21 protein-coding genes and 3 pseudogenes are annotated in these 26,356 nt (G+C 62.2%); 6 read left to right on the forward strand and 18 right to left on the reverse strand.

Annotated features, from left to right (window positions below; all coding sequences use genetic code 11):
- Window positions 1-85: 85 nt before the first annotated feature.
- Window positions 86-1,441 (forward strand): IS1182 family transposase, encoded by a 1,356-nt coding sequence (locus DBO86_RS08970; protein WP_042858280.1) that lies wholly within the window; start codon window positions 86-88, stop codon window positions 1,439-1,441.
- A 461-nt stretch (window positions 1,442-1,902) separates the two neighbouring features.
- Here DBO86_RS08970 and DBO86_RS08975 read toward each other — a convergent pair whose 3' ends face one another.
- From DBO86_RS08975 to DBO86_RS09005, 7 genes and pseudogenes are all read right to left on the reverse strand, one after another.
- Window positions 1,903-2,811, reverse strand: coding sequence for a response regulator (locus tag DBO86_RS08975; RefSeq protein ID WP_108233490.1), 909 nt, complete (start codon window positions 2,809-2,811; stop codon window positions 1,903-1,905).
- A gap of 135 nt (window positions 2,812-2,946) precedes the next feature.
- A complete protein-coding gene (gene phoU / locus DBO86_RS08980) occupies window positions 2,947-3,675 on the reverse strand; it encodes a phosphate signaling complex protein PhoU (protein WP_108233491.1) in 729 nt (242 codons plus the stop codon).
- A 162-nt stretch (window positions 3,676-3,837) separates the two neighbouring features.
- A complete protein-coding gene (gene pstB / locus DBO86_RS08985; RefSeq protein ID WP_045733663.1) occupies window positions 3,838-4,671 on the reverse strand; it encodes a phosphate ABC transporter ATP-binding protein PstB in 834 nt (277 codons plus the stop codon).
- Window positions 4,672-4,737: 66 nt separating this feature from the next.
- Entirely contained in the window at window positions 4,738-6,405 is a 1,668-nt protein-coding gene (gene pstA, locus DBO86_RS08990) for a phosphate ABC transporter permease PstA (protein ID WP_108233492.1), read from the reverse strand.
- A 283-nt stretch (window positions 6,406-6,688) separates the two neighbouring features.
- Window positions 6,689-8,974 carry an ABC transporter permease subunit gene (locus DBO86_RS08995; RefSeq protein WP_108233493.1) on the reverse strand — a complete coding sequence of 762 codons (2,286 nt, stop codon included), beginning with the start codon at window positions 8,972-8,974 and terminating at the stop codon, window positions 6,689-6,691.
- 179 nt (window positions 8,975-9,153) lie between these two features.
- Complete coding sequence (locus DBO86_RS09000; RefSeq protein WP_108233494.1) at window positions 9,154-10,122, reverse strand: PstS family phosphate ABC transporter substrate-binding protein; 969 nt, start codon at window positions 10,120-10,122, stop codon at window positions 9,154-9,156.
- Window positions 10,123-10,337: 215 nt separating this feature from the next.
- Window positions 10,338-10,514, reverse strand: a pseudogene (locus DBO86_RS09005) (transposase); the annotation flags it as partial.
- Window positions 10,515-10,714: 200 nt separating this feature from the next.
- Between DBO86_RS09005 and DBO86_RS27230 the strand changes: the two are divergent.
- Window positions 10,715-11,103 (forward strand): annotated as a pseudogene (locus DBO86_RS27230) (DUF1330 domain-containing protein).
- Between the two features lie 3 nt (window positions 11,104-11,106).
- On the opposite strand, the gene DBO86_RS09015 reads toward DBO86_RS27230, so the two are convergent.
- Both DBO86_RS09015 and DBO86_RS09020 read right to left on the reverse strand, forming a co-directional pair.
- Window positions 11,107-11,889: an N-acetylmuramoyl-L-alanine amidase gene (locus DBO86_RS09015; RefSeq protein ID WP_004423043.1), complete on the reverse strand. Its 783-nt coding sequence runs from the start codon at window positions 11,887-11,889 to the stop codon at window positions 11,107-11,109.
- Window positions 11,886-12,476: a MarC family protein gene (locus DBO86_RS09020; RefSeq protein ID WP_074857113.1), complete on the reverse strand. Its 591-nt coding sequence runs from the start codon at window positions 12,474-12,476 to the stop codon at window positions 11,886-11,888. Before DBO86_RS09020 ends, DBO86_RS09015 begins: the two co-directional genes overlap by 4 nt.
- A gap of 227 nt (window positions 12,477-12,703) precedes the next feature.
- Here DBO86_RS09020 and DBO86_RS26550 point away from each other — a divergent pair.
- Window positions 12,704-13,045 (forward strand): annotated as a pseudogene (locus tag DBO86_RS26550) (solute carrier family 23 protein); the annotation flags it as partial.
- Between the two features lie 264 nt (window positions 13,046-13,309).
- Here DBO86_RS26550 and DBO86_RS09030 read toward each other — a convergent pair.
- The 5 genes from DBO86_RS09030 to DBO86_RS09050 all read right to left on the reverse strand — a co-directional run bounded on the left by DBO86_RS09030 (window position 13,310) and on the right by DBO86_RS09050 (window position 18,010).
- The gene (locus DBO86_RS09030) at window positions 13,310-15,187 is read right to left on the reverse strand and encodes a GGDEF domain-containing protein (RefSeq protein ID WP_108233495.1); all 1,878 of its coding nucleotides are present in this window, start codon (window positions 15,185-15,187) and stop codon (window positions 13,310-13,312) included.
- A 5-nt stretch (window positions 15,188-15,192) separates the two neighbouring features.
- Window positions 15,193-16,065, reverse strand: a complete 873-nt coding sequence (locus tag DBO86_RS09035; RefSeq protein ID WP_108233496.1) for an endonuclease/exonuclease/phosphatase family protein — start codon at window positions 16,063-16,065, stop codon at window positions 15,193-15,195.
- Window positions 16,066-16,084: 19 nt separating this feature from the next.
- Window positions 16,085-16,711: a thiol:disulfide interchange protein DsbA/DsbL gene (locus DBO86_RS09040; protein ID WP_108233497.1), complete on the reverse strand. Its 627-nt coding sequence runs from the start codon at window positions 16,709-16,711 to the stop codon at window positions 16,085-16,087.
- Window positions 16,712-17,063: 352 nt separating this feature from the next.
- Window positions 17,064-17,669 (reverse strand): c-type cytochrome, encoded by a 606-nt coding sequence (locus tag DBO86_RS09045; protein ID WP_074857130.1) that lies wholly within the window; start codon window positions 17,667-17,669, stop codon window positions 17,064-17,066.
- Between the two features lie 50 nt (window positions 17,670-17,719).
- A complete protein-coding gene (locus DBO86_RS09050) occupies window positions 17,720-18,010 on the reverse strand; it encodes a c-type cytochrome (RefSeq protein ID WP_004423033.1) in 291 nt (96 codons plus the stop codon).
- A 243-nt stretch (window positions 18,011-18,253) separates the two neighbouring features.
- Here DBO86_RS09050 and yihA point away from each other — a divergent pair, with 243 nt between their 5' ends.
- Window positions 18,254-18,895 (forward strand): ribosome biogenesis GTP-binding protein YihA/YsxC, encoded by a 642-nt coding sequence (gene yihA / locus DBO86_RS09055; protein ID WP_074857132.1) that lies wholly within the window; start codon window positions 18,254-18,256, stop codon window positions 18,893-18,895.
- 427 nt (window positions 18,896-19,322) lie between these two features.
- Here yihA and polA read toward each other — a convergent pair whose 3' ends face one another.
- The gene (polA, locus tag DBO86_RS09060) at window positions 19,323-22,118 is read right to left on the reverse strand and encodes a DNA polymerase I (RefSeq protein WP_108233514.1); all 2,796 of its coding nucleotides are present in this window, start codon (window positions 22,116-22,118) and stop codon (window positions 19,323-19,325) included.
- Between the two features lie 75 nt (window positions 22,119-22,193).
- On the opposite strand from polA, the gene DBO86_RS09065 reads away from it, so the two are divergent.
- Both DBO86_RS09065 and DBO86_RS09070 read left to right on the forward strand, forming a co-directional pair.
- The gene (locus DBO86_RS09065) at window positions 22,194-22,478 is read left to right on the forward strand and encodes a DUF2782 domain-containing protein (protein WP_045733646.1); all 285 of its coding nucleotides are present in this window, start codon (window positions 22,194-22,196) and stop codon (window positions 22,476-22,478) included.
- A gap of 16 nt (window positions 22,479-22,494) precedes the next feature.
- Window positions 22,495-23,445 carry a homoserine kinase gene (locus DBO86_RS09070; RefSeq protein WP_108233498.1) on the forward strand — a complete coding sequence of 317 codons (951 nt, stop codon included), beginning with the start codon at window positions 22,495-22,497 and terminating at the stop codon, window positions 23,443-23,445.
- A 269-nt stretch (window positions 23,446-23,714) separates the two neighbouring features.
- Here DBO86_RS09070 and DBO86_RS09075 read toward each other — a convergent pair whose 3' ends face one another.
- The 3 genes from DBO86_RS09075 to DBO86_RS09085 are packed head-to-tail and all read right to left on the reverse strand — an operon-like array spanning window position 23,715 to window position 26,333.
- The gene (locus DBO86_RS09075; RefSeq protein WP_108233499.1) at window positions 23,715-24,347 is read right to left on the reverse strand and encodes an SCO family protein; all 633 of its coding nucleotides are present in this window, start codon (window positions 24,345-24,347) and stop codon (window positions 23,715-23,717) included.
- 8 nt (window positions 24,348-24,355) lie between these two features.
- A complete protein-coding gene (gene cyoE / locus DBO86_RS09080; RefSeq protein ID WP_108233500.1) occupies window positions 24,356-25,255 on the reverse strand; it encodes a heme o synthase in 900 nt (299 codons plus the stop codon).
- A gap of 19 nt (window positions 25,256-25,274) precedes the next feature.
- Window positions 25,275-26,333 carry a COX15/CtaA family protein gene (locus tag DBO86_RS09085; RefSeq protein WP_108233501.1) on the reverse strand — a complete coding sequence of 353 codons (1,059 nt, stop codon included), beginning with the start codon at window positions 26,331-26,333 and terminating at the stop codon, window positions 25,275-25,277.
- Between the last annotated feature and the right edge of the window lie 23 nt (window positions 26,334-26,356).

The following is a 26,356-nucleotide window of genomic DNA, read 5'->3' on the forward strand; positions in this document are numbered from 1 at the left end:
CTAGGAGTCTGTCGGACTTTCCAAGTCTTCCGCGCGTTGGGGGTATCCGCGACAATCGGGGCTCTGCTACCGAGAGCCCGTCCCTATGAGCCGTTTTGTCCCAGTTGACCGTGACACCGCGTACCTGCTGCCGCCCTCGGTAGACGAATGGTTGCCGAATGATCACTTGGCGCGATTCGTGGTTGAGGTCATCGAGCAACTCGATCTGCGCGAACTGACCGGCCAATACGCCGGCCGGGGGTCGGCCGCACACCATCCGGCCGTGCTGCTTGGCCTGCTGATCTACGGCTACGCCAACGGCGTGCACTCCAGCCGCAAGATCGAGCGCGCGACCTACGACTCGGTGGCGTTTCGCTATGTGGCGGCCAACACTCACCCCGACCACGACACCCTGGCCACGTTCCGTCGGCGCTTCCTGACGGCGGTCGAATCGCTGTTCGTCCAGGTGCTGCTGCTGGCACGTGAGATGAAGCTGCTCAAGCTTGGCCACATTGCGCTCGACGGCACCAAGATCGATGCCAATGCCAGTAAGCACAAAGCCTTGTCCTGGGGCTATGCCAACAGGATCGAGGTGCAGTTACGCGAGGAAGTCCAGCAGTTGTTGACGCTGGCCGAGAACAGTGACCGTGCCGCCGTGCCCGATGGCATGGATGTACCGGCCGAGATTGCCCGGCGTGAAGATCGGCTCAGCGCCATTGCCCAGGCCAAGGCCAAGATCGAGCAGCGCGCGGCTGAGCGACACGCCGTCGAGCAGCAGGAATTCGAGGTCAAGACGGCCAAGCGTCAGGCCCAACGCAAGGCCGGCAAGAAGCCGCGGGGCAAGGATCCCGAACCACCTGCGGCCGGCCCCAAAGACAGCGATCAAGTCAATCTAACCGATGAAGAATCGCGCATCATGCCCGCCTCAAGCGGCGGCTTCGAGCAGAGCTACAACGCTCAGGCCGGGGTGGATGTCGAGACGATGCTGGTCATCACACAGCATGTCACCCAGGCCAGCAACGACAAGCGCGAAGTGGTCCCTACGCTGCAGCGCATTGCGGCCTTGCCCGCCGCGCTGGGCGAGGTGCAAACGCTGATTGCGGACAACGGCTTCTTCAGCCAAGCCAACGTGAGCGCCTGCCACGCAGCCGAGATCGAACCGCTGCTGGCGCTCAAGCGCGAATCGCATCATTTGCCCGTGCTGGAGCGCTTTGCCGCCGACTCGCCGTCACCGCAGACGAGCGACCCGGTCGAGCAGATGGCCCATTGCCTGAGCACGCAAAGTGGCCGAGCGCTGTACAAACTGCGCAAGCAGACGGTTGAGCCGGTGTTCGGCATCATCAAGCGGGTGATGGGCTGGCGGCAAATGAGCATGCGCGGACTCGCCAAGGCTCAAGGTGAATGGAGCTTGGTGACCATGGCCTGGAACATCAAGCGCCTGCATGTACTGCGTGCCGCGTAAAGGTAGAAAGGTACGCCCTGAGGCCGCTCAAACGGCGGCCCAGGCGTGCAGATACGTCCTTGGGGTCGCGCCAGCGGACTCAGATGTCTGAAAGGAACGGCAACGCGTCAAAAAGCACCTTGATCCCGCTCTATCCTTTCTTGCGGGGTCAAGTCCGACAAGCTGCTAGCATAACGACTCGGATCTTATGGCTTTTTGATATCCGGGTTAGCAAGACTAGCAGCGCAGCACGGAGTGCGCGAGACACCGACCGTCAGGCTGTGAACCGGCTCACCGCCATTGGTCGGCATAGCGCCCTTGACTGCACCCGGACTACGGGTTGGCAAGCCCAGCAGCGTGTCAGCGAGGAAGATAACGGCGTACGCCGAGGCAATGCGTAGCAGAAGATGGTGCGGGGACAGCGCCGGGCGACCAGCGCCAACCAGAGCCTTCGAGCAGATACAGATAATCGCTGTGGTGCACTACGCGCCAGGACTGAAATGCTTCTGCGCGGTGCCACGGGCGATCAGCCGCGACAGGTAGTCGAGCTTCTGCGGATCGCGGTCGACGAAGCGAAAGGTCAGTTGCAGCCATTCGCTGTCGGGTTTGGGTTCGAATGCCGCCACTGCGTGCAGGTAGCCATTGAGCCGTGCGGTTTCCGCTGCTTCGCCCTGTTCCAGGTCGAGCACTGCACTCTCCAGCACCTGCGGCAGCTGCTTGGTGCGCTTGACCACCAGCAATGCCTCCTTGAGGCTCAGCGCCTTGATCACGCAGGCCATACTGCCCGCTGGCAAACGCAGCTGACCCTGGCCACGACCGGCCGGCGACTTGCTTGCGGCGGCCGGGGCAGGTGCGACACTCGGTGCCGCAGGGGCGGCAGCTGCCGGCGCTGGTGCACTGGTCTTTACCACCTCGGCCTTGCCACCGGTGAGTGCGGCCAGCGAGTCGTTGGCGAATCCACCCGTGCTCAGCATCTTCGACGGCGCACTGGACATCAGCGCCTGCAGCTTGCCAGCGCGCTGCAGGGCCTTCTTCACCTTGGTCACCAGTTGCTCATTGGAGAAAGGCTTGCCGATGTAGTCGGAAACACCGGCCTGGATCGCCTGCACCACGTTCTCCTTGTCGCCACGGCTGGTGACCATGATGAAGGGCGTGGTTTTCAGGTTGTCCTGCTCGCGGCACCAGGTCAACAGTTCGAGGCCGGACATCTCCGGCATTTCCCAGTCACAGAGGATCAGGTCGACCACCTGACGGCTCAACATCTGCTGGGCCTTGCGGCCATTGATCGCTTCCTCGATCTGTACGCCGGGGAAATTATCGCGCAGCCCTTTCTTGACCAGATCACGGATAAAGGTTGCGTCATCCACCACCAGCACACTGACTTTGCTCATCGACCACTCCTGTACGAATAGCGGTAAGCATAGTCATGGCCAGTGGCCTAAGGCCAACGGAAAACGCCGGACGTGCAACAAATCGCGCAAGCGAAACGGCCCGGGCAAGCCCGGGCCGTCAGCACGAAGCAGGCGTCAGTCCCTGGACTTGCCCTCGACCTCTTCACGCATACGAGTCAGGCCGATGTGGCGCACATCGGTGCCACGCACCAGGTAGATCACCAGTTCGGCGATGTTGCGCGCATGATCGCCAATGCGTTCCAGCGAGCGCAGCGCCCAGATCACATTGAGCACGCGGGAGATCGAACGCGGATCTTCCATCATGTAGGTGACCAGTTCACGCAGCGCGGTCTTGTACTCGCGGTCGACGGTCTTGTCGTGCTGGGCCACGGCCAGGGCCAGGTCGGCGTCGAAACGGGCGAAAGCGTCGAGAGCGTCCTGCACCATCTTGCGCACCTGGTCGCCGATGTGGCGGATCTCGACGTAACCCTTGGGCGCCTCGCCTTCCTCGCTGAGGAGGATGGCGCGCTTGGCGATCTTGGTCGATTCGTCGCCGATACGCTCGAGGTCGATCACCGACTTGGAGATGCTGATGATCAAGCGCAGGTCGGAGGCCGCCGGCTGACGGCGGGCGAGCATGCGGATGCACTCCTCATCGATGTTGCGCTCCATCTGGTTGATCTGGTCGTCGATCTCGCGCACCTGCTGGGCCAGGCCGGAGTCGGCCTCGATCAGCGCGGTGACGGCATCGTTGACCTGCTTTTCCACCAGGCCGCCCATGGCCAGCAGGTGGCTGCGCACTTCCTCCAGTTCGGCGTTGAATTGCTGGGAGATGTGCTGGGTAAGGTTATCTTTGTTGATCATGTTTCGCTCCGCGAAAGCTGCCGGCTTGGATGGCCATGGTGCGCACGGCGCACCCTACACGTTGAGTTTCAGCACTAAGGCCCTTGGAAAATGCTCTCTGGCGCGAAGGGCGCGCGCTGACAGTACGGCGCCCGACAAAGCCAGGGAGTATTTGCCATGGCCTTAGCCGTAACGACCGGTGATGTAGTCTTCTGTCTGCTTCTTGGCCGGGTTGGTGAACAGCGTGTCGGTGTCGCCGAACTCGATCAGCTTGCCCATGTACATGAACGCGGTGTAGTCGGAAACGCGCGCCGCCTGCTGCATGTTGTGGGTGACGATGACGATGGTGTACTTGCTCTTGAGCTCGTAAATCAGCTCTTCGACCTTCAGCGTGGAGATCGGGTCGAGCGCCGAGCAGGGTTCGTCGAGCAGCAGCACTTCCGGCTGCACGGCCACGGTACGGGCGATCACCAGACGCTGTTGCTGACCGCCGGAGAGGCCGAGGGCCGAGTCGTGCAGGCGGTCCTTGACCTCATCCCACAACGCGGCGCTCTTCAGTGCCCACTCCACCGCCTCGTCGAGTACGCGCTTGCTGTTGATGCCCTGGATACGCAGGCCATACACCACGTTCTCGTAGATGCTCTTGGGGAACGGGTTGGGCTTCTGGAACACCATGCCGACGCGGCGACGCAGCTCGGCGACGTCCTCGCCCTTGCGGTAGATATTGCGCCCGTCGATGTTGATCTCGCCTTCCACGCGGCAACCATCGACCAGGTCGTTCATGCGGTTGAAGGTGCGCAGCAGGGTCGACTTGCCGCAGCCGGACGGGCCGATGAAGGCGGTCACGCGCTGCTTGGGGATATCCATCTTGACGTCGAACAGCGCCTGCTTCTGGCCGTAGTACAGGTTCAGACCCGGCACTTCGATGGCCGTGGTCTCGTTGGCCAGGTTGAGGCTCTGCTTGTCGCGGCCGAGGGCGGCCAGATCGATACCGTGGGTATGGGTTTCGTGTTGCATAAACTCACTCCGTTCGTAGCTACAAGCTGCAAGCTGCGCACCGGCGGTGCGCGACTCGTAGCTGCGTTAGTGATCCAGCGCCTTGTACTTCTCGCGCAGGTGGTTACGGATATAGACCGCAGTCAGGTTGAGCAGGGCGATAACGATCACCAGCAGCAGCGCAGTGGCGTAAACCAGCGGACGCGCGGCCTCGACGTTGGGGCTCTGGAAGCCGACGTCGTAGATGTGGAAGCCCAGGTGCATGATCTTCTGATCCAGGTGCAGGTACGGGTAGTTGCCGTTGAGCGGCAGGGTCGGCGCCAGCTTGACCACACCCACCAGCATCAGCGGCGCCACCTCACCGGCGGCACGTGCCACGGCGAGGATCAGGCCGGTCATCATCGCCGGGCTGGCCATCGGGATGACCACCTTCCACAGCGTCTCGGCCTTGGTCGCGCCAAGCGCCAGCGAGCCTTCACGCACCGCACGGGGAATCCGCGCCAGGCCTTCCTCGGTGGCAACGATGACCACCGGCAGGGTGAGGATCGCCAGGGTCAGCGAGGCCCACATCAGGCCCGGGGTGCCGAAGGTCGGCGCCGGAGCGGATTCGGGGAAGAACAGCTGGTCGATCGAGCCACCCAGCACGTAGACGAAGAAGCCCAGGCCGAACACGCCGTAGACGATCGACGGTACGCCGGCGAGGTTGTTCACCGCAATGCGGATCACCCGGGTCAGTGCGCCCTGATGCGCGTATTCGCGCAGGTAGACCGCGGCGATCACGCCAAATGGGGTAACGATCACCGCCATCAGCATGACCATCAGCACGGTGCCGAAGATCGCCGGGAAGATACCGCCTTCGGTGTTGGCCTCACGCGGCTCGTCGCTGACGAATTCCCACAGTTTCATGGCGTAGAAGCCGAGCTTGTCGACGGTGCTCATGGCGTTCGGGCGGAAGGCGCGGACGATCTTACCCAGTTCGATTTCGGTCTGGCGTCCATCACTGGCGGCCAGGGTCACGCTGTCGCGATTGATCTGCTGGGTCAGCGCCACCATGCGCTCTTCGAGCACCTTGTACTCGGCATTCAGTGCATCGCGACGGGCATCCATGTCAGCCTGGGCAGCGGCGTCCAGCTTGTCCTGCAGCTGCAGCTTGCGGCCTTCCAGACGGATGCGCTCCAGGCCATGGTTGATACGGCCGATGTCCTTCTTCTCCAGACGCACCAGCTGTGCGTGCAGGTCGTCGACGCGATCCAGGCGCTCCTGCAATGCAGCCCAGGCCGCATCGCCCTCGGCGACCACCTGGCCACTTTCCTTGACGTTGACCAGGTTGCCGTAGAAGTTGCCCCACTCGCGGCGCTCCAGCACAGTAATGCCGGCCGGCTTGCGCGGGTTGCTCAGCCACTCGCCAACCACCCAGGTGAAGTCGGCACCGAACAGGTCGCGGTTACCCACCTTGAGCAATTCGCGGGTCATGAATTCGCCACCTTCGGCCACCGGCAGGCCGGCTGCGGCGAGACGGGCACGTGGCACTTCCTCGACCTGCACCACCTCACCCAGCATCACCCGGGCTTCCTGGCCAGGCACCTGGTAGTCGGCTTCGAGAATATCTGCCGGCCAGAAGTGGCCGAGGCCGCGAGAGGCAATCACTGCCAGCAGACCGAGGGTCATGATGATGGCGATGGCAACGGCGCCTCCGCTCATCCACACGCCCGGGGCGCCGCTCTTGTACCAGGATTTCAGGTTGTTCTGTTTCACGGCATCACACCTTGAATGAAATCATTCTTTACCTCCCCTTTCCCGCTTGCGGGAGAGGGGCCGGGGGAGAGGGTTGCGGCGTTGTTCGCACTGCCCTCACCCGCCCTGCGGGCACCTCTCCCTTAAAGGGCGAGGAGTATCTTGCTCCCCTCTCCCGCTTGCGGGAGAGGGGCTGGGGGAGAGGGCTTAGGCACGCGCCTGCACCACCCTCTCCCGCCCCTTCGGGGCACCCTCTCCCATGAATGGGAGAGGGTCATCAGTTGGCCTGCTGCACAGGCATGTTTTACAGACTCGAATATCGGGTACGCAGACGCTGACGGATCAGTTCGGCCAGGGTGTTCATCACGAAGGTGAACAGCAGCAGCACCAACGCGGCGAGGAACAGCACGCGGTAATGAGTGCCGCCGACTTCCGACTCGGGCATTTCCACGGCGACGTTGGCCGCCAGGGTGCGCATGCCTTCGAAGATGTTGATGTCCATGATCGGCGTGTTGCCGGTGGCCATCAGCACGATCATGGTCTCGCCGACCGCACGGCCCATGCCGATCATCAGCGCCGAGAAAATGCCCGGGCTGGCGGTGAGGATCACCACGCGGGTCAGGGTCTGCCAGGGCGTGGCGCCGAGCGCCAGGGAGCCGAAGGTCAGGCTCTTGGGCACGCTGAACACGGCGTCTTCGGCGATCGAGTAGATGTTCGGAATTACCGCGAAGCCCATGGCCAGCCCCACCACCAGGGCGTTGCGCTGATCGAAGGGAATACCCAGCTCATTGGTCAGCCACAGGCGCATATTGCCGTCAAACAGCCAGTTTTCCAGATGCCCACTGATCGCGATGGAGAACCAGCCCACGGCGACCACCACCGGAATCAGCAGTGCCGCTTCCCAGCCTTCGGGAACACGGTGGCGGATGGACTCAGGCAGCTTGGTCCAGAGGAAACCGAACAGCAGGATGCCCACCGGTGTCAGCAACAAGAGGCTGAAGATGCCGGGTAAGTGGTTCTCCAAAAACGGCGCGAGGAACAGACCGGCAAAGAAGCCGAGAATCACCGTCGGTAGCGCCTCCATCAGCTCGATCACCGGCTTGACCTTGGTGCGCATGCGCGGCGCCATGAAGTAGGCGGTGTAGATCGCTGCAGCCACGGCCAGAGGGGCCGCCAGGAGCATGGCGTAGAACGCTGCCTTGAGCGTACCGAAGGCCAGCGGCGAGAGGCTCAGCTTGGCCTCGAAATCGGTGTTGGCCGAGGTCGACTGCCAGACATAGTCAGGCTCCGGGTAGCTTTCGTACCAGACCTTGCCCCACAGCGAACTCCAGGAAATTTCCGGGTGCGGGTTATCCACCACGAAGCGCTGCAGCTTGCCGTCCGACTCGACCAGCACACGACTGGCGCGCGGCGACAGAGCAGCGATGGCGCTGCCTTCGGCGACCTGCTCCTTGAGCAGAGTGCGGTGCGCCGTGCTATGGAAAATGCCCAGGCGACCGTCGGCATCCAGGGCCATGAAGCCCTTGCGACGCTCCTCGGGGAGGATCTGGGTGATCGCACTGTCGCCGAGCTGGAAGCTGCGGATCGACTGGAAGGTGGACTTGCCGTCCTGATCGCGCACCATGAACCACTGCTGGATACCACCCTTGGCGTCACCGATCATGATCGAGATGCCGCCGAGCAGGCTGGTGGCGCTGGTCACACGATTGGACGCATCCTTGAGCAGCTCGTAACGACCATTGAGGCTGCGCTTGCGCAGATCGAAGACGTCGGCACTGGAGTCGCCATTGAACACGTACAGCCACATCTGGCGGGGGTCGATAAGCAGTTGGCTGACCGGCTCGCCGATCTGCGGCAGGTTGATGCGCTGCTCGCTGACGCTCACCTCGCCGGTGAACAGGTTTTCCTCACGGCTGAGGCTGATCAGATGCAGCTCGTTGTTGGTGGAGCCGGCCAGCATCAGCGTACCGCTGTTGAGATTGAGCGCCACATGCTCCAGCGGACGCCCCTGCGGGTCCAGTTCGATCGGCGCCTCGCCATAGGGGAAGTCGATCTGCGGCGCGATGGTACGCACGTTGTCCGGATAGGTGATCTTGTAGTTGTGCTGCAGGATCAGCGCCTGGCCGTTGGACAGCCCCAATACCACGCGACGCGTACCCGGCTGGTCCTGACCGACGGAGGCGACGGTCACACCTTGCGGCAGCGGCAACTGCAGACGCTGCAGGGCCTCGCCATTCTTGAGTGCGAAGAACTGCACGGCACCGGAAGCATCCAGACGCATGGCGACCTGGTTCTGTTCTTCCACGGCGAGAAGCAATGGCGCCTGAGCTTCGGCCAGCCAGGCCGGTTGCTGAGCCTTGCGCGACTCGAGCTCGGCGCCCTGGAACATGGGCAGCACGACATGGGCGAGGTAGAAGAAGATCAGGGTGATGGCACCGAGCACCGCCAGACCACCGATGGAGACGTACCAACGCGCCATGCGGTCCTTCAACGCGCGCAGACGGCGCTTGCGTTGCAGGGCGGGCGTGTTGAAGTCGATCCCTAGAGGGTTCTGCGAACGGTTCATGGATTCGTTTGCCAAGTCATTCATGCGAGAAGTCTCTGCGCGGGCTTGATTGCAGCGCATACGGCTGCCCAGGCTTGTCAATTTAGCGGGCTTGTATGACAGAAAGATTACAGTCTGCTGACATGACGAAGCCCGCCACCCATGGGGTGGCGGGTTCGTCGAATGGCCTCGCTAGCTAGCGCCAGGCCATCAGGCTGGAAGCCTTACAGACCCAAGTCCTTCATCGCTTTCTCGGCGACCTTGGACGGCAGCGGGATGTAACCATCCTTCATCACGACATCCTGGCCCTGCTTGGACAGCACCAGCTTGATGAACTCGGCATCCAGCGGGCTCAGCGGCTGGTTCGGCGCCTTGTTGACGTAGACGTAGAAGAAGCGAGCCAGCGGGAACTTGCCAGCCAGAGCGTTCTCTTCCGACGCTTCGAAGGCTTCACCGCCCTTCTTCGACAGCGGCACGGCGCGGACGCTGGAGGTCCTGTAGCCGATACCCGAGTAACCAATGGCGTTCAGGGTGCTGGAGATCGACTGGACAACCGAAGCCGAACCCGGCTGCTCGTTGACGTTGGCCTTGAAGTCACCTTTGCACAGGGCTTCTTCCTTGAAGTAACCGTAGGTGCCGGATACCGAGTTACGACCGAACAGCTGGATCGGCTTGCTCGCCCACTCGCCGGTCAGACCAACGTCACCCCAGGTTTTCAGGTCCTTGTCGCCACCGCACAGACGGGTGCTGGAGAAGATCGCGTCGACCTGTTGCATGGTCAGCGACTTGATCGGGTTGTCCTTGTGCACGAACACGGCCAGGGCGTCGATGGCAACCGGAACGGCGGTCGGCTTGTAACCGTACTTCTCTTCGAAGGCCTGGATCTCGCTGTCCTTCATCGGACGGCTCATCGGCCCCATGTTGGCGGTACCTTCGGTCAGCGCGGGTGGCGCAGTGGAGGAACCAGCGGCCTGGATCTGGATGTTGACGTTGGGGTAGTTCTTCTTGAACTCTTCTGCCCACAGGGTCATCAGGTTGGCCAGCGAGTCGGAACCGACGCTGGACAGGTTGCCCGATACACCGGAAGTCTTTTCATAGGTCGGCAGAGCCGGATCGACGGCGGCTACAGCAGATACGGCGCTTACGCCAGCGGCGGCGAAAGTCAGGGCCGCCATCAAACGCTTCAGTTTCATGCCTTGCTCCTAGCAGGATGGTGTTGTGTTGGATGGAACGGGCCCAAGTATCTGCAGGCCACGTGAACACTCTATGAAACGAATGTGACAGTTAAATGAACGTCGACAGGTTCGAGGGCGGCAGAGAGAAAGCACTTCGGATGGTCTGGGAGAAGTGTGAGTGATACCGGACTGGCAAGTTTGTGTGCGTATTGCTCACAGACTTAGCACTATCCGACCTTATTCCAGTTCCCGAACGCTTCGGGTAGATCTCTCCAGGGACATCCCGTGCGCATGCGGTACAGCATGCCCTCCACGGTCATTCGTAGATCACGCTTGTTGTAGATGGCCTTGTGCAGCAGAATTTTCCGCAGCTTCGACCAATGCTCATCACTGAGCAATAATCGGGGCATTGCAAACTCGTATCGATGTTGAATCAGAGCTTCAACGATACGAGTTTGCTCTTATATATCAAATGATTAGCGCGAAACGGCAACAGCCCCTAGCGCAGCACCATGCTGAGCAGATGATCGGCTATCAGGCGGATCGATTGCACTTGCCGCACTCGGCTTCAGGCGTGAGGTTCAGGGAAAACGCCAGCCGAGGAACTTGCATGCCGAGCATCAACCCCAACCGCGAGAATCTGCTGGAGTTCGCCCAGCGATACACCGATCCTGATGCTCAATCTGCTGCGTTTCAACAGCCAAGCTGCTTACAACACCAGGCAGCCTCCATGCGCCCTGCAGCGGGCGCGAAGCCTATGCGCGCTACAGCCGCACCGCGCTGAGCAAGGTCCGCGGGGTGGGTGGTGAGGTGCAGGTGATGGCAGACGCCCACCTGGCTTTGATCGCACCGAAGCAAGAGCAGTGGGATCTGCTTCTGCTGGTGCGCTATCCTTCGTCAGCAGCCTTTTTGAGCATGCTCGTGGACCCCGATACCAGGCCGCCACCGTTCAGCGCAGCGCTGGCCGACTCTCGGCTGATCGGCACCACGCCTAGCTGAGCTCTATCCTGCCGCCTGCAGATTGAGCACCAGTAACCGCGCTGCAGTTTCGGCGTCCGGCTGGCCGTCGTAGTTGGCCGGGCGATACTTCATCTGGAAGGCGGCAATGACATTGCGCGTCGCCTCATCCAGCTCACCGTGCTGCGGCACCGTGTAACCGTTTTGCGCCAACTGCTCCTGGAACCACTGCACGCTGGGCAGGCTGGTGCTGAAAAGCGCCTGTTGGCGCGCCACGGCGTCTTCGTTCGGCCAGGGCGCCAGGCCCTCGTCGGCCAGACGCTTCCAGGGGAACAATGGGCCCGGATCGACCTTGCGCTGCGGCGCCACATCGCTGTGCGCGATGATCGAGCCCAGCGGTAGCTGGTGACGCTTGACGATGTCCTTGAGCAGCACGATCAGGGTATCGATCTGCTGCGGCGCGAAGGGTTGCCAGTAGCGCCCCGCCGGCGTCTGGTAGTAGCCCTGGTTGACCAGCTCGATGCCGATCGTGGTGCTGTTGAGCCAGGTGCGCCCCTTCCATTCGCTGACACCGACGTGCCAGGCGCGACGGTTCTCGTCCACCAGGCGGTAGACGGTCGGCGGTGCATCACCGATCAGGTAGTGGCTGCTCACCTCGGTCTGCGTCAGCAGATCGAGCGAGCGTTGCAGGTCAGCAGAGGTGTAGTGCAGCACGACGTATTGCACACGGCTGTTCTGACCGGTCGCGGTGTGACTGTCATCGATACGTAGACCACCGGTACAACCGGCAAGCAGAACAAGAACTAGGGCAAGGCAAAGAGACTTCATGCGTGACCGAATACGCTCTGCAGGTTGTCCAGCAGCAGGTCGACGCTGAGCATGATCAACAGCATGCCCATCAATCGTTCTACCGCCATCAACCCGCGATTACCAAGAAAACGCTGCAGGAACGAAGCCTGCAACAGAATGAATGCCGTCGCCGCCCAGGCCAGGATGACCGCCAGGTAGAGCTCCCAGAGCGGCCCGGTGTGGGTGTTGCGCAGGGTCATCAGCACCGCAAGCGCTGAAGGTCCGGCGACCGCCGGCGTGGCCAACGGCACCAGTATCGGCTCGCCATCCGGCACGTCGCCGAGCAGGCCCTGCGGGCTGGGGAAAATCAGGCGCATGGCGATGACGAACAGGATGATAGCGCCGGCAATCGCGGTTGCCTCGCGTGACAGACCGAGGCTGGTGAGGAATTTGTCACCAAAGGTGAGGAACAGCAGCAACAGACCAAGGGCGAACAGCAGTTCGCGCGCGGCGACCCACAACCGTCTGCGCGGCTCGACGTTCTTCAGCGCGGCAATGTAGATGGCGATATTGCCGAAAGGGTCGGTGACCAAAAAGATCAGCACGGCGATGCTGAAGATGTCCATGGGCGTCTCCGGTGTCTAGTGCGCATAGTCTAGGGCCTGAAGGGGTCCCCTCGCGAGCCGGGGCACGGTCAGATTCGAACATTTTTAGCGCGCGTGGAAATTTTATGACCGGTAGCGCTGTAATGGTTCCAGGAAACAACACCCGAAGAAATGCATACAAAGTAGCATCCAATATTTCAACAAAATATCTGCATTGACCGCACAAGAACAACAGCAAATAGCTTTCCATGACCTCCACCACCCAGCGCCCCGAGGACGAAAACCTTGGCCTCGGCTCCAATCTGCTCTACGGCCTGCAGCACGTACTGACCATGTACGGCGGCATCGTCGCAGTGCCCCTGATCGTCGGCCAGGCGGCCGGTCTGTCGCCTGCCGATATCAGCCTGCTGATCGCCGCCTCGCTTTTCGTCGGCAGCGCCACCATCTCGCGCCTGTCGATCCTGCTGACCATGGTGATCGGCACGCTGGTCGCCCTGGCATTCGGCATGGCCGACTTTTCCAAGGTCAGTGAAGGGCCGGTGTTGGCCTTCCCGACTCCGTTGCATTTCGGCGTGCCGGTGTTCGAGGTGCGCCGGCATCGTGCTGTTCGCCACCGAGCGCAGCCTGCGCTACCGCAACATCGCCGTCCTGCACGATGGCGACCACTTCATCGGCGGCAAGCTGTACGACGCTCAGGGCAATGAGGTGCCGTTGCAGGACGAGGACGATCACGCACCACGGGCACGAACCGCTGGAGCAACCAGCAGGGACCCGGCCGAGGCAACATCCTAGAAGGAGTGAGTGGTTCGTACGGGAGCCGCGGTGCCTGCCGCTGCGGCTCGACGGAGACGCGATCAGGCAGCCTGCTCGACGCGGTTACGCCCCGCGCCCTTGGCGCGATATAGCGCCTGGTCGGCACGTTCGAAGGTGACCTCGGTCGCCTCGCCATTGCGAAACTCGGCGATACCGGCGGAGAAGGTGATGGTCACCGGCTCACCCTTGAAGTGGAACGGGCAAGCCTCGATTGCTGCGCGCAGGGTTTCCAGAAGCTGGACACCTCCCTCCAGCGGCGTTGCAGGAATCAGCAGAACGAACTCCTCGCCACCAAAACGGGCGATGAAGTCGGTCTTGCGCAAACGCTTGCTGAGCTCCCCGGCGATGATCTTCAGCACTCGATCACCTGCCAGGTGGCCGTAGCCGTCGTTGATCCGCTTGAAGTGATCGACATCCAGCACCGCCATCAGCAACTGGCCGCCATAGCGCTGGCGTCGGGCAGTCTCCAGGTCGAGGCGCTCGCTCCAGGCCGCGCGATTAGGCAAGCCGGTCAGAGGGTCGAGCAGCGATTTCTGCCGCTGCTCCTCGATATGTTGGCGAAACTGTTGCGCCTCGAGCTCCATTTCAGCGACACGCTTGACCAGGCCCTGCAGCCGTTCCGCCACGTCATCCTCACCACTGTCGCGCTGACGCTGATGATTGCTGACGCTCTGCAGCAGGCCCTCCAGACGCTGCTCCAGCGCCTGCTTGAGCGCGTCCAGATCGGCCGCCTCCTGCACGCTGTTCTGCAAGTCGCTGACCTGATCGCGCAACTGCTGGTTGAAGTGGCGCGTGCTTTCCACCGAGGCGGTATAACCCTCATGCGCTTCACTGAGGGTGCTGATAAAGGCGGCCAGGCGCTCGTTGAGCTGCTTGAGATAACCGGCGAACTCACGCTGGCCACTGTCGGTGACTGCCAATACCAGCACAGCCAGATCGTCCAGCACGGGTACCAGTTCGTACCAGTTGAGGTTGCCCTCCAGACGCTGGCGCAGCGCATCGCCTTGCGGCTGATGACGTGCCGGCAACTCCAGCTCGTCGAGCAGGCTGCGCAAGCTGCTGGCGATATGCGGGGCCACCGCGCTGTATCCGGGTTCGCTGCTGGGCAGGGAGAACGGGCTGTCGCCTGCATCCTCCGGCGGCACCAGGCCAGGCGGCAGTGGCAGGCTGTCGAGCATGGGCGCGGCGTCGTTGGCCTGATGCTTTCTCTTTGCCAAGCTGGCAACCGCCGCTGGCTCGCTCGCAGGCGTGAGGACCGCTGGCGTGCGCTCTGCACTCTCGGAGACAGTGGCAGGCTCAGATATAGGTGCAGGTGCAGGTGCAGGTGCAGGTGCAGGTGCAGGTGCAGGTGCAGGTGCAGGTGCAGGTGCAGTGTTCGCGATCTCTTCGCTGCTTTCAACACGCGAGCCGAAGAGGCGCTGCAGCAAGCCGGGTTGCTCCTGCACCGGGGCTTGCAGAACGCTCAGCGCCTGCCCTTGCAGGTTGCTCAGTTGGCTGAGCAATGCGGGCAACAGATACTGGTGGCTGGTGGCGTCCTGCAGTTGTTTGCCGAGTGACTTGAGTGCCTTGCGTACCTCACGCGGCGGCTGCAGACGTTGCAACTGTTCGATCAGGCCCGCCAATGCCGTGGCGGCCTCGCCGGCACGCTGCTGACGGCGCTGCTCGGAATCCAGCACGGCCTTTTCCAGACGCGGGATAAGGCCGCCCAATGCAGCGTCCATATCGTCGCGGCGAAGAATTTCGCGCATTTCCTGCATGCATTGATCGACCGCCTTGTCCGCGCCCTCGGCGGCCAGGCTGCTGCGCACCAGACCACGGCGCAGCAGATCCAGGCGCGACTCCCAGCGGCGGTCAAGCTTTTCCTGCTGCTCAAGGCTGCTCAGGTACTTGTCTTTCCAGCGTTGCGCGTCATCGCTCATACGGCTTACTCGGGAGATGGCGTTTTCAGCATAGGCAGTTGCGCAGCATTCTGTGCTGCCGGCAAGCGAATTTCCACGGCTACCGGCAGGTGATCGGAAATTGGCTGGCTGAGTACGTCGACACGCCCCAGTTCAAGTTCGGAACTGAGCAGGATATGGTCAAGACAGCGCTGCGGTCGCCAACTCGGGAAGGTCGCCTCAACCTGCGGCGCGAGCAGGCCAAGATCACGCAGCGGCGAATTTTCCAGCAGGTCGACGGCATGGGTATTCATGTCGCCCATCAGCACCAGATGGCGAAACTCGCTGACCCGCTCACGGATATAGGCCAGTTGCCGGGTGCGGGTACGAGCGCCCAGGGCCAGGTGCATCATCACCACGCCCAGTGCGTGCTCGCCCTCTCCCAGCCGCAGAAAGATCGCACCGCGCCCAGGCGGCCCGGGCAGTGGATGATCTTCCAGCAAGGTGGGACGCAAGCGGCTTAGCACGCCGTTGCTGTGCTGGGCGAGGCGCCCGAGATTGCGATTGAGCTGTTGGTACCAGAAGGGAAAGGCGCCCTGCTGGGCCAGGTACTCGACCTGATTGATATAACCCGAGCGCAGGCTGCCGCCATCGACCTCCTGCAACGCCACCAGATCGAAATCGGCGAGCAGATCACCGATGCGCTGAAGATTGCCGGCACGCCCGGCATGAGGCAACAGATGCTGCCAACTGCGCGTCAGGTAGTGGTGGTAACGCTGGGTATTGATGCCGACCTGAACATTGAAACTGAGCAAGCGCAATAGGCCGTCAGCTGGCCAGTCGGCATGGGGCGAGCAGTGCGGGTTGATCTGCGGGTCGCACAGACCAACCGCACGTGTCTTTCGCCAGCGGCGCAACATGCTTCGCGCCTGCGGCCGCTTAGAGCGCGGCACGCTCCTTGGCGATCAGGTGATCGGCGACTTCCAGCGTCTGCTGCGGGCCACCGGCAGAGCCCAGGTCGAAGCGATACTTGCCACCGACGACCATCACCGGCACGCCAGTGATCTGATAGGCCATGGCCAGTTTCTTGGCCTTTTCCATCTGGCCTTTGACGGCGAAGGAGTTGAAGGTCTTGAGGAAGGCATCGCGATCAACGCCCTGGGTGGCGACGAAGTCAGCGAACTCTTCAGCCGAGGCCAGCTTCTTCTTCTCCTGGTGGATGGCGTTAAACACGGCGTCATGCACCTTGTGCTCGACCTTCATGCTTTCCAGGGTGATGAACGCCTGGCCATGCACGTTCCAGATGCCACCGAACAGCGCCGGCACGCGGACGAAATTGACGTCGTCCGGCAGCTTCTCGACCCAGGGGTTGAGAGTCGCTTCGAACTGATAGCAGTGCGGGCAGCCGTACCAGAACAGCTCCACCACTTCGACCTTGCCAGGCTTGGACACCGGCACCGGGCTCTTCAGCTCGACATACTGCTGGCCGGCTACCGGTTCGGCATGGGCACTAAGGCCGAACAGGCCGCTGATCGCCAGAGCGGCGCCAAAAATCAGGTTACGCATGGGGGTACTCCTCAACTGGATAAGCGTCGCCCTAAGTGGCGATTTGAGACTATGACTCGCTACCGCTGGGCCGGTTCCGCCCATTGTAGCCATGGCACATACGAAAAAGGGCGGCCGCAGCCACCCTTTGTCTTGCCAAAAGCAACAAGCCCTTGGTCTTTTGAGAATTTCGCGAGCTAGAGCCCGGCAAGGAAGAAACAGGAGAGGAACGGTCGGAGTCGCGGGCGACTGTACTTTTGTACATCCGCATGACTCGCTCCGTTCGCCCCTCCGGATCCGCCCTGAAGGGGTTTAGCCGCAAGCGGCTTCCGATCCTGTTTCTGACGCCGCAGGGCCGACGCGCAGCAAATTATCAGTGCAGACCCTGGATGAAGCTGGACACGGCTTCAATATCCTTGTTGCTCAGCTTGGCCGCAATGGACCGCATGATCATCGCGTCGCCATCGTTGGTGCGGTTGCCTTCACGGAAATCGGTCAGTTGCTTGGCGGTGTACTGCGCATGCTGACCACCCAGGTGCGGGTAACCAGCGGCGGCAAGACCGGCACCGTTAGGCGCATGGCAACCAATGCAGGCCGGCATCCCTTCTTCCAGTTTGCCGCCACGGAACAGCGCCTCACCACGCTCGACCAGCTTGGGATCGGCAGCACCAACGCTCATCTTCTGACTGGCGAAGTAAGCGGCGATGTCAGCCATGTCCTGATCGCTGAGGTTATCCAGCATGCCGGTCATCTCGATCACCGGACGGGCACCGGACTTGATGTCGTGCAGCTGCTTGAGCAAGTAACGCTCGCCCTGACCGGCCAGCTTGGGGAAGTTTGGTGCAGGGCTGTTGCCATCGGCGCCATGGCAGGCAGCACAGACAGCGACTTTGCCCTGACCGGCTTCGGCATCGCCAGCAGCCTGTGCCACGCCAGTGAGGCCCAGGGTCAACAGCAGACTCACGAGTACTTTGTTCATCAGCTAATCCAATTACGGCTAAGAGAGAAAGGGTTATCGAGCGGGCTTACTCACTCGGTCATCAGCTTGATGACCGCCTGGTAATCCTCGGCCGAGCAGTCCATGCACAGGCCGCGCGGCGGCATGGCATTCAAACCATTGGTGACACTCTGCACCAGTGTATCCATGCCCTTGGCCAGACGCGGCTCCCATGCGGCCTTGTCGCCCTTCTGGGGCGCCGTGGGAATCTGGCCGTTGTGACATACACCACAGGAACGGTCATACACAGCTTGCGGATCCTGAGCAGCATAGCCGTTGAACGACAACATCATAACGGCAGCAGCAAGCAGCATTTTCTTCATCAGATCAACCTCATCAGGGTTGGGAGCGTCCTGCTTTCTATCGAGCAGAGATGTAATCGCTCCCGGCAATTGGGTTCCTGCGGGTGGGACAAAGCGCACACAAAATCTGCGGCATTATATACTGGCAATACTGAAACGGAAACGACGCTCCCTGCCGCTCCCTCTGGAGTGCAGCAGGTGCGCGGAAATGTCGCAAGCCCTCGAACCACTGAACAGGAATCGAGGCATCCACCGGATACCCCCATGCTCCCGAAAAATCCCATCATCGGTCTGTGCCAGCAGGCCAGCTTCCTCATCAGTGCCGCCAAGGTCGACCAGTGCCCCGAGGACAGCGGCCTGGAGGTGGCATTCGCCGGCCGCTCCAACGCTGGCAAGTCGAGCGCGCTCAACACCCTTACCCACGCCAGCCTGGCGCGCACCTCGAAAACACCGGGACGTACGCAGTTGCTCAACTTCTTCCGCCTGGACGACGAGCGTCGCCTGGTCGACCTGCCCGGTTACGGTTATGCCAAGGTACCGATCCCGCTCAAACAGCACTGGCAGAAACATCTGGAAGCGTATCTGGGCAGCCGCGAGAGTTTGAGCGGTCTGGTGTTGATGATGGATATCCGCCATCCGCTGACCGAGTTCGACTGTATGATGCTGGACTGGTCGGTAGCCAGTGGCATGCCGCTGCATATCCTGCTGACCAAGGCCGACAAACTGGCTTTCGGCGCAGCGAAGACCACTTTGCTTAAGGTGCGCCAGGAAATTCACAAGCAGTGGGGCGAGGGCATCAGCATCCAGTTGTTCTCGGCGCCTAAGCGTATGGGCGTGGAAGAAGCGCAGATGGTACTGGCCGGTTGGTTGGATCTATTGCCGCAAGAGGATGAGGAACAGGAGTAGGGTGCGACGCACACCCGGCATGCACGGTCTGCTCCCTCTCCCATTTATGGGAGAGGGCTGGGGAGAGGGTGGTTCAGGCGACGCTCGGCATCGCCGGATAAACCCTCTCCCGCCCTTCGGGCACCCTCTCCCGGAGGGAGAGGGTCATCAGAATGCCGCTAGCGGCCTTTTTACAGGCAAAAAAAACCCCGAGCTTCGTATGGGGAGGGAGAAGTTCGGGGTTCAAGGTCTGAACCGCTAGGGCGGGGTTCAGATGTCTGCCAACACTTAACACAACAAAGGAGCATTGAAGGGCTTAACGGCCATTCATGAACTCTGACCGGGTGGGTTTACAGAAAGTTCATCGCCGCCTTAAAACCATTTGCAATAAGAAAGCGCCTTTTGATTCCCTGAAACCCAAAAGCTAAAGCGGCCGCGGCGACGGGGCTTAATGCGCTTCGTCCCAGTTGGCGCCGACACCGACTTCCACCAACAGCGGTACGTCCAAGTCGGCGGCACCACTCATCAGGCTCTTGAGTTTGGCGCTGACCTCGTCGATCAGTTCCTCACGCACTTCCAGTACCAGTTCGTCGTGCACCTGCAGGATGATGCGGGCGTCGATGCCGCTGTCCTGCAGCCAACCATCCACGGCGATCATGGCGCGCTTGATGATGTCCGCCGCCGTGCCCTGCATCGGTGCGTTGATCGCCGCGCGCTCGGCGCCCTTGCGCATGGCCTGGTTCTGCGCGTGGATTTCCGGCAGGTACAGGCGCCGGCCGTAGACCGTCTCGACATAGCCCTGCTCGGCAGCCTGCGCGCGGGTGCTTTCCATGTAGGTCAGCACCCCCGGGTAACGGGCGAAGTAGCGGTCGATGTAAGCCTGCGCCTCCTTGCGTTCGACATCGATCTGCTTGGCCAGGCCGAAGGCGCTCATGCCGTAGATCAGGCCGAAGTTGATCGCCTTGGCCTTGCGCCGCTGGTCGCTGGTCACCTCTTCCAGTGCCACACCAAACACCTCGGCAGCAGTGGCCCTGTGCACGTCCAGGTCATGGTGGAAGGCATCGAGCAGACCTTTGTCCTTGGCCAGATGAGCCATGATGCGCAGCTCGATCTGCGAGTAGTCCGCCGCCATCAGCTTGTAGCCCTTGGGCGCCACGAAAGCCTGGCGGATGCGCCGGCCTTCGGCGGTGCGGATCGGGATGTTCTGCAGGTTCGGGTCGCTCGACGACAGGCGGCCAGTAGCGGCGACCGCCTGGTGATAGCTGGTATGGATACGCCCCGTGCGCGGGTTGATCTGCTCCGGCAACTTGTCGGTGTAGGTGCTCTTGAGCTTGCTCAAGCTGCGGTACTGCATCAGCACCTTGGGCAGCTCGAAATCTTGCTCGGCCAGTTCCGCCAGTACCGCTTCGGCGGTGGAGGGCTGGCCCTTGGCAGTCTTGCTGATCACCGGGTAGCCGAGTTTTTCGTAGAGGATCACGCCGAGTTGCTTGGGTGAGGCCAGATTGAATTCCTCACCGGCGATCTCGAACGCCTTGCGCTCCAGCTCCACCAGTTTTTCGCCCAGCTCGACACTTTGCTCGCCAAGCAGCTTGGCGTCGACCAGCGCGCCGTTGCGCTCGATACGCGCCAGCACCGGCACCAGCGGGATCTCGATTTCGCGCAGCACCTTGGCCAAGGAGGGCACGGCTTCGAGGCGCCCCCAAAGCTCCTGATGCAGACGCAAGGTCACGTCGGCATCTTCGGCGGCGTAGGGGCCGGCCTGCTCCAGAGCGATCTGGTCGAAGGTCAGTTGCTTGGCGCCCTTGCCGGCGATGTCCTCGAAACGAATGGTGCTGTGGTTCAGGTACTTCAGCGCCAGGCTGTCCATGTCGTGGCGGGTGGCGGTGGAGTCCAGCACATAGGATTCGAGCATGGTGTCGAAAGCCACGCCCTGCACGGCAATCGGCGTGCTGGCGTTGGCCAGGACATTGATGTCGTACTTGGCGTGCTGGCCGACCTTGGCCTTGGCCGGGTCCTCAAGAATCGGCTTGAGTGCCTTGAGTACCGCATCGCGATCGAGTTGTTGCGGCACGCCCATGTAGCTGTGGGCCAGCGGGATATAAGCCGCTTCGCCGGCCTTGACCGCGAAGGACAGACCGACCAGTTGCGCCTGTTGGGCGTCGATGCTGGTGGTCTCGCTGTCGAAGGCGATTAGCTCGGCCTTCTCCAACTTCTGCAGCCAGGCATCGAACTGCGCCTGTTCCAGCACAAGCTGGTAATCACCGGTGCTTGCCGGTTCGGGTTCAGCGGCATCTTCGGCGGCTGCGTCAGTCGGTTCGGCGAACAGATCTTCAGCCGGCGCAGCAGTCTTGGCCGCCAGTGACTTGTTCTGCCGCAGCAGGTCGTCCAGCCAGTTCTTGAATTCCAGTTCGCCGTAAAGCTCCACCAGCGCGGCCTGATCCGGCTCGCCGGGATGCAGCGAGTCGATCTCGATATTCAGCGGCACGTCGGTCTTGATGGTCGCCAGTTGATACGACAGGTAGGCCATCTCGCGGTGTTCTTCGAGCTTGGCCGGCAGGTTCTTAGCGCCGCGGATCGGCAGCTCAGGGACCTTGTCGAGGTTGGCGTAGAGCATATCGAGACCGCCGCCAATGCCGACCAGCAGACCGAGGGCGGTCTTCTCGCCGACGCCGGGCACGCCGGGGATGTTGTCGACCTTGTCGCCCATCAGGGCCAGATAGTCGATGATCAGCTCAGGGCCGACACCGAATTTCTCTTTCACGCCACCTTCGTCATAGACGCTTCCGGTCATGGTGTTGACCAGCGTAACGTGCGGGCAGACCAGCTGCGCCATGTCCTTGTCGCCGGTGGAGATCACCACGTCGCGCTTTTCCCCCGCCGCCTGGCGCGCCAGGGTGCCGATCACGTCGTCAGCTTCAACGCCTTCGACGCACAGCAGCGGCAGACCCAGGGCGCGCACGCTGGCATGCAGCGGCTCGACCTGGACGCGCAACTCGTCCGGCATGGACGGGCGATTGGCCTTGTACTCGGCGAACAGCTCGTCGCGAAAGGTGCCGCCCTTGGCGTCGAAGACCACGGCGAAGGGGCTGTTCGGGTACTGCTTGCGCAGGCTCCTGAGCATGTTCAGCACGCCTTTTACCGCTCCGGTGGGCATGCCCTTGGAAGTGGTCAGCGGCGGCAGGGCGTGGAAGGCGCGGTACAGGTACGAGGAACCGTCGACCAGAACGAGGGGGGCTTGGCTCATGCGCGGGATCAACCTTTTCGGCGGGCGCAGCGGTAGAATGGCTGCATCGGTGAAAAACAAAGGAGCAAGATTATCATGGGTACGCTTAATCGCCTGTTGCTGGTCGGCCTTATGGCCTGTCTTCCGCTTGCCGCTCAAGCCGAGGATCCGGTTTCCGCCGATCCCGACGTGACCATTCGCCAGGATGGCGACCGCACCATTCAGGAATACCGGGTCAATGGCTTCCTCTACGCCATCAAGGTGATCCCGAAGAACGGTAAACCCTACTTTCTCGTTCGCGCCGATGGCAGCGACGGCAACTTCGTACGTTCGGACGATCCGGACATGCTGATCCCGTCCTGGGAAATCTTTAGCTGGTAAGTCATTAAGGTCTGATATGTCGGTATTCACCCCCCTGGAGCGTCATGAGCTCGAAGTCTTCCTGGCGCCCTATGGGCTTGGTCGGTTGCGCGATTTCCAGGGCATTGCTGCGGGCAGCGAAAACAGCAACTTCTTCGTCAGCCTGGAGCAGGGTGAGTACGTTCTGACCCTGGTCGAACGCGGGCCGGTGGCCGACCTGCCGTTCTTCATCGAGCTGCTCGACGTACTGCACGATGCCGGCCTGCCGGTGCCCTATGCCCTGCGCACGCAGGATGGCGAGGCGCTGCGCCGCCTGGCGGAGAAACCGGCGCTGCTGCAGCCCCGGCTGTCCGGCAAACATGTGCGCGAGGCCAACGCGCATCACTGTCAGGAAGTGGGTAGCCTGCTGGCCCGCATCCACCTGGCGACTCGCGAACAGCCGGTGGAACGTCGCAGCGACCGCGGCCTGGACTGGATGCTCGCCGAAGGCCCGAGTCAGGCGCTGAAGCTTGATGAACAGGCGTTACCGCTACTGCGTGATGCGCTGGCCGAGATCGCCGAGCTGAAACCGCGCATCCTCGCCCTGCCGCGTGCCAACCTGCATGCCGACCTGTTCCGCGACAACGTGCTGTTCGACGGCAACCACCTGGCCGGGGTGATCGACTTCTACAACGCCTGCTCCGGGCCGATGCTCTACGACCTGGCCATCACCCTCAATGACTGGTGCTCGCACGAAGACGGCAGCCTCGATGGCGCTCGTGCCCGCGCGCTGCTCGGCGCTTATGCGGCGCTGCGGCCCTTCAGCGCTGCCGAGGCCCAGCTGTGGCCGACCATGCTGCGCGTGGCTTGCGTGCGTTTCTGGCTGTCGCGCCTGATCGCCGCCGAGTCGTTCGCCGGGCAGGAAGTGCTGATTCATGATCCGGGCGAATTCCAGCGGCGCCTGGCACAGCGCCAGCAGGTCAACCTGCCGCTGCCGTTCGCACTGTAGCTAGATCGGCGCATTCCGTAAGGCGGGTTGACCACCTGTCACGCCTTTTGAAACGCCCGCTGTGCCTGCAGCGGCGTCACCCACCATCGGCGCAATGCCATCCATCACCTGGTGGGTTACGCGGCGCACTGCCCTTATCTGCGTTTGCAATATTGGCGTTCGGCGCCGCTAACCCACCCTACGCGTCGGGGCCGTAGCCCGGATGAAATCCGGGAAATGCTTTGCCATGCAGCCTGGATGATGGTGGTGCGTAGGCGCACCCCAGCGGATCAGCTACCCGAAACCAGCCCCGGCAGTTGCGCCGCCAGCTTGGCGTTGTTGATCGGCGCGCGGATGAAACCGCGCTGGGTACCATCCGGGCCGATGATCACCAGATTGCCGCTGTGGTCGACGGTGTAGTTTTCCTTGCTGGTGTCAGCCGGGATATAGGGAATGCTCACCGAGTTGGCAAATTTCTGCAGGGTTTCCTCTTCGCCGGTCAGGCCTTTGAAGCCGGCATTGAAGAAGCCCAGGTACTTGCTCAGTTGCTCCGGTGTATCGCGATGCGGGTCGACGCTGACCATCACCACGTTCAGCCGTGCGCGAGTTTCTTCGGTCAGCTGAGTCTGCAGTTGGCGCAGCTGGGCGAGGGTCGCCGGGCAAATGTCCGGGCAGAAGGTGTAGCCGAAGAACAGCAGCGTCCAGTCGCCCTTGAGCTGATCCACCGCGACCTCCTTGCCGTCCTGATCGATCAGGCTCAGCGCTGGCAGGCTGCGGTTCTGCGGCAGCAGGACGATACCGGCATCGAGCAGTGCCGCCGGGTCACCCTGGCTTTTGCTGTTGAGCACCTTGTTGACGGTCAGCCCCAGCACCAGGGCCACGATGGCGACAAGAACGAAAACCGTTGTGTGGGTACGCGTCATGAAAAACCTTAGATATTCAGCAGCAGATAGTGATCCGCCAGCAGCGCGATAAACAGCAGGAACAGGTACCAGATACTGTACTTGAAGGTGTTGATCGCTGCGTGCGGTTTGCTGTCACGGTACAGCACCCAGGCCCAGTGCAGGAAGCGGCCGCCCAACAGCAGGGCGCAGACCAGGTACAGCGGCCCGCTCATGTGAATGGCGTAGGGCAGCAGGGTCACCGCGAACATCACCAGGGTGTAGAGCAGGATATGCACCTTGGTGTAGTGCTCGCCATGGGTCACCGGCAGCATGGGGATGTCGGCCTTAGCGTATTCGGCCTTGCGGTGGATGGCCAGGGCCCAGAAGTGCGGCGGCGTCCAGGCGAAGATGATCAGCACCAGCAGCAGCGGCTCGGCACTCAGGTGTCCGGTGACGGCGACCCAGCCCAGCAGCGGCGGCGCGGCGCCAGCCAGGCCACCGATAACGATGTTCTGCGGCGTGGCACGCTTGAGAAAGCCGGTGTAGATCACCGCATAGCCGAGCAATGAGGCCAGGGTCAGCCAGGCAGCCAACTCATTGGTGAACACCATCAGCAGGCTCATGCCGGCGATGGCCAGCAGCAGCGCGAAGGTCAACGCCGCCACCGGCGAGACACGACCGGCGGTGACCGGACGTTTGTGCGTGCGCGCCATGATCGAGTCGATCCGTCGATCCACCACGTGGTTGACCGCCGCCGCCGCGCCGGCGCACAGACCGATGCCGAGGTTGCCGAACAGCAGCACGGTCCAGGGCACACCGGCACGGGTAGCGAGGAACATACCGACCAGCGAGGTGATCAGCATCAGCATCACCACCCGCGGTTTGGTCAGCTCCAGATAATCACGCCAGGTGGCAGGTTCGGCATGGGCTTGCAGGATGGTCGCCATGGCATTTCTCCCTGATTCGTTATTTACCGGCCTGCAGCAGGCCGTTGGAAGCCAGAGCCGCGTGGGCATCGGTGAGCGTGTGCACGGCATGCCTGCGCTCACCTGCCGTGCGCAGGCGATAGTTGATCAGCACCATGCTCAGCAGCAGGGCCGCACCGCCGGCGTTGTGCGCCACCGCCACCAGCAGCGGCAGGTGGAAGATCACGTTGCTGATACCCAGGCCCACCTGCACGGCCAGCGCCAGCAGCAGCAGGCCAGCCAGGCGCGACAGCCCGGCCACATGCAGCCGCCAGGCCAGCACCAGCAGCGCCAGCGTTACCAGCAGCGCCCCGATGCGATGGCTCATGTGAATGGCGGTGCGCGCGTCGCTGTCGAGTTGTCCGCCCAGGTAGTTGGGGCCGATGTGCTGGGTCAGGTGAAAGCCCTTGCCGAAATCCATCGTAGGCCACCACTCGCCATGACAGGTAGGTAGGTCGACGCAGGCGACGGCAGCGTAATTGGAGCTGACCCAGCCGCCGAGGGTGATCTGCCCGATCACCAGCAGCAGGCACGCCGCCGCCAATGTCCGCAGGCGCCCTGGCAGCTGCAGCGGGGCGAAGCGTCCAGACAGACGCAGAGTGAGCAAGGTCAACAGACTGAGCGTGGCGAAACCGCCGAGCAGATGAGCTGTGACCACCTGCGGCCACAGCTGCAGGGTGACCGTCCACATGCCGAATGCGCCCTGCAGGATCACCAGCGCCAGAATCGCCAACGGCAACTTGAGCGGCTGGGTGGGCTCCGCGCGACGGCGCACGGCCTGGGCAGCGATGACGAGAATCACCAGCCCCAGGGCGCCGGCGAAGTAGCGATGGATCATCTCGTACCAGCCCTTGGCGACCTCCACCGGTGCATCAGGGAAACGCGCCTCGGCGATGGCCTGCTTGTGCTCGCTCATCGGCACGCCGAGAAAACCATAGCAACCCGGCCAATCCGGACAGCCCAGGCCGGCATGGGTAAGGCGGGTGTAGGCACCTAGCAGCACCACCACCACGGTCAGGAGGGTCGCGAACAACGCTAGACGGTAACCGGGCTTGTGCATGTCTACTCCTTGGGCACTGGGCC

The sequence above is a fragment of the Ectopseudomonas oleovorans genome, from assembly GCF_003052605.1.
In the GTDB taxonomy this organism is placed as follows: Bacteria; Pseudomonadota; Gammaproteobacteria; order Pseudomonadales; family Pseudomonadaceae; genus Aquipseudomonas; species Aquipseudomonas oleovorans_A.

Coding starts and splice junctions, on each gene's coding strand:
- DBO86_RS08970 (WP_042858280.1), top strand. CDS start 86: ATGAGCCGTTTTGTCCCAGTTGACCGTGACACCGCGTACCTGCTGCCG.
- DBO86_RS08975 (WP_108233490.1), bottom strand. CDS start 2,811: ATGAGCAAAGTCAGTGTGCTGGTGGTGGATGACGCAACCTTTATCCGT.
- phoU (WP_108233491.1), bottom strand. CDS start 3,675: ATGATCAACAAAGATAACCTTACCCAGCACATCTCCCAGCAATTCAAC.
- pstB (WP_045733663.1), bottom strand. CDS start 4,671: ATGCAACACGAAACCCATACCCACGGTATCGATCTGGCCGCCCTCGGC.
- DBO86_RS08995 (WP_108233493.1), bottom strand. CDS start 8,974: ATGAATGACTTGGCAAACGAATCCATGAACCGTTCGCAGAACCCTCTA.
- DBO86_RS09000 (WP_108233494.1), bottom strand. CDS start 10,122: ATGAAACTGAAGCGTTTGATGGCGGCCCTGACTTTCGCCGCCGCTGGC.
- DBO86_RS09015 (WP_004423043.1), bottom strand. CDS start 11,889: ATGAAGTCTCTTTGCCTTGCCCTAGTTCTTGTTCTGCTTGCCGGTTGT.
- DBO86_RS09020 (WP_074857113.1), bottom strand. CDS start 12,476: ATGGACATCTTCAGCATCGCCGTGCTGATCTTTTTGGTCACCGACCCT.
- DBO86_RS09030 (WP_108233495.1), bottom strand. CDS start 15,187: ATGAGCGATGACGCGCAACGCTGGAAAGACAAGTACCTGAGCAGCCTT.
- DBO86_RS09035 (WP_108233496.1), bottom strand. CDS start 16,065: ATGTTGCGCCGCTGGCGAAAGACACGTGCGGTTGGTCTGTGCGACCCG.
- DBO86_RS09040 (WP_108233497.1), bottom strand. CDS start 16,711: ATGCGTAACCTGATTTTTGGCGCCGCTCTGGCGATCAGCGGCCTGTTC.
- DBO86_RS09045 (WP_074857130.1), bottom strand. CDS start 17,669: ATGAACAAAGTACTCGTGAGTCTGCTGTTGACCCTGGGCCTCACTGGC.
- DBO86_RS09050 (WP_004423033.1), bottom strand. CDS start 18,010: ATGAAGAAAATGCTGCTTGCTGCTGCCGTTATGATGTTGTCGTTCAAC.
- yihA (WP_074857132.1), top strand. CDS start 18,254: ATGCTCCCGAAAAATCCCATCATCGGTCTGTGCCAGCAGGCCAGCTTC.
- polA (WP_108233514.1), bottom strand. CDS start 22,118: ATGAGCCAAGCCCCCCTCGTTCTGGTCGACGGTTCCTCGTACCTGTAC.
- DBO86_RS09065 (WP_045733646.1), top strand. CDS start 22,194: ATGGGTACGCTTAATCGCCTGTTGCTGGTCGGCCTTATGGCCTGTCTT.
- DBO86_RS09070 (WP_108233498.1), top strand. CDS start 22,495: ATGTCGGTATTCACCCCCCTGGAGCGTCATGAGCTCGAAGTCTTCCTG.
- DBO86_RS09075 (WP_108233499.1), bottom strand. CDS start 24,347: ATGACGCGTACCCACACAACGGTTTTCGTTCTTGTCGCCATCGTGGCC.
- cyoE (WP_108233500.1), bottom strand. CDS start 25,255: ATGGCGACCATCCTGCAAGCCCATGCCGAACCTGCCACCTGGCGTGAT.
- DBO86_RS09085 (WP_108233501.1), bottom strand. CDS start 26,333: ATGCACAAGCCCGGTTACCGTCTAGCGTTGTTCGCGACCCTCCTGACC.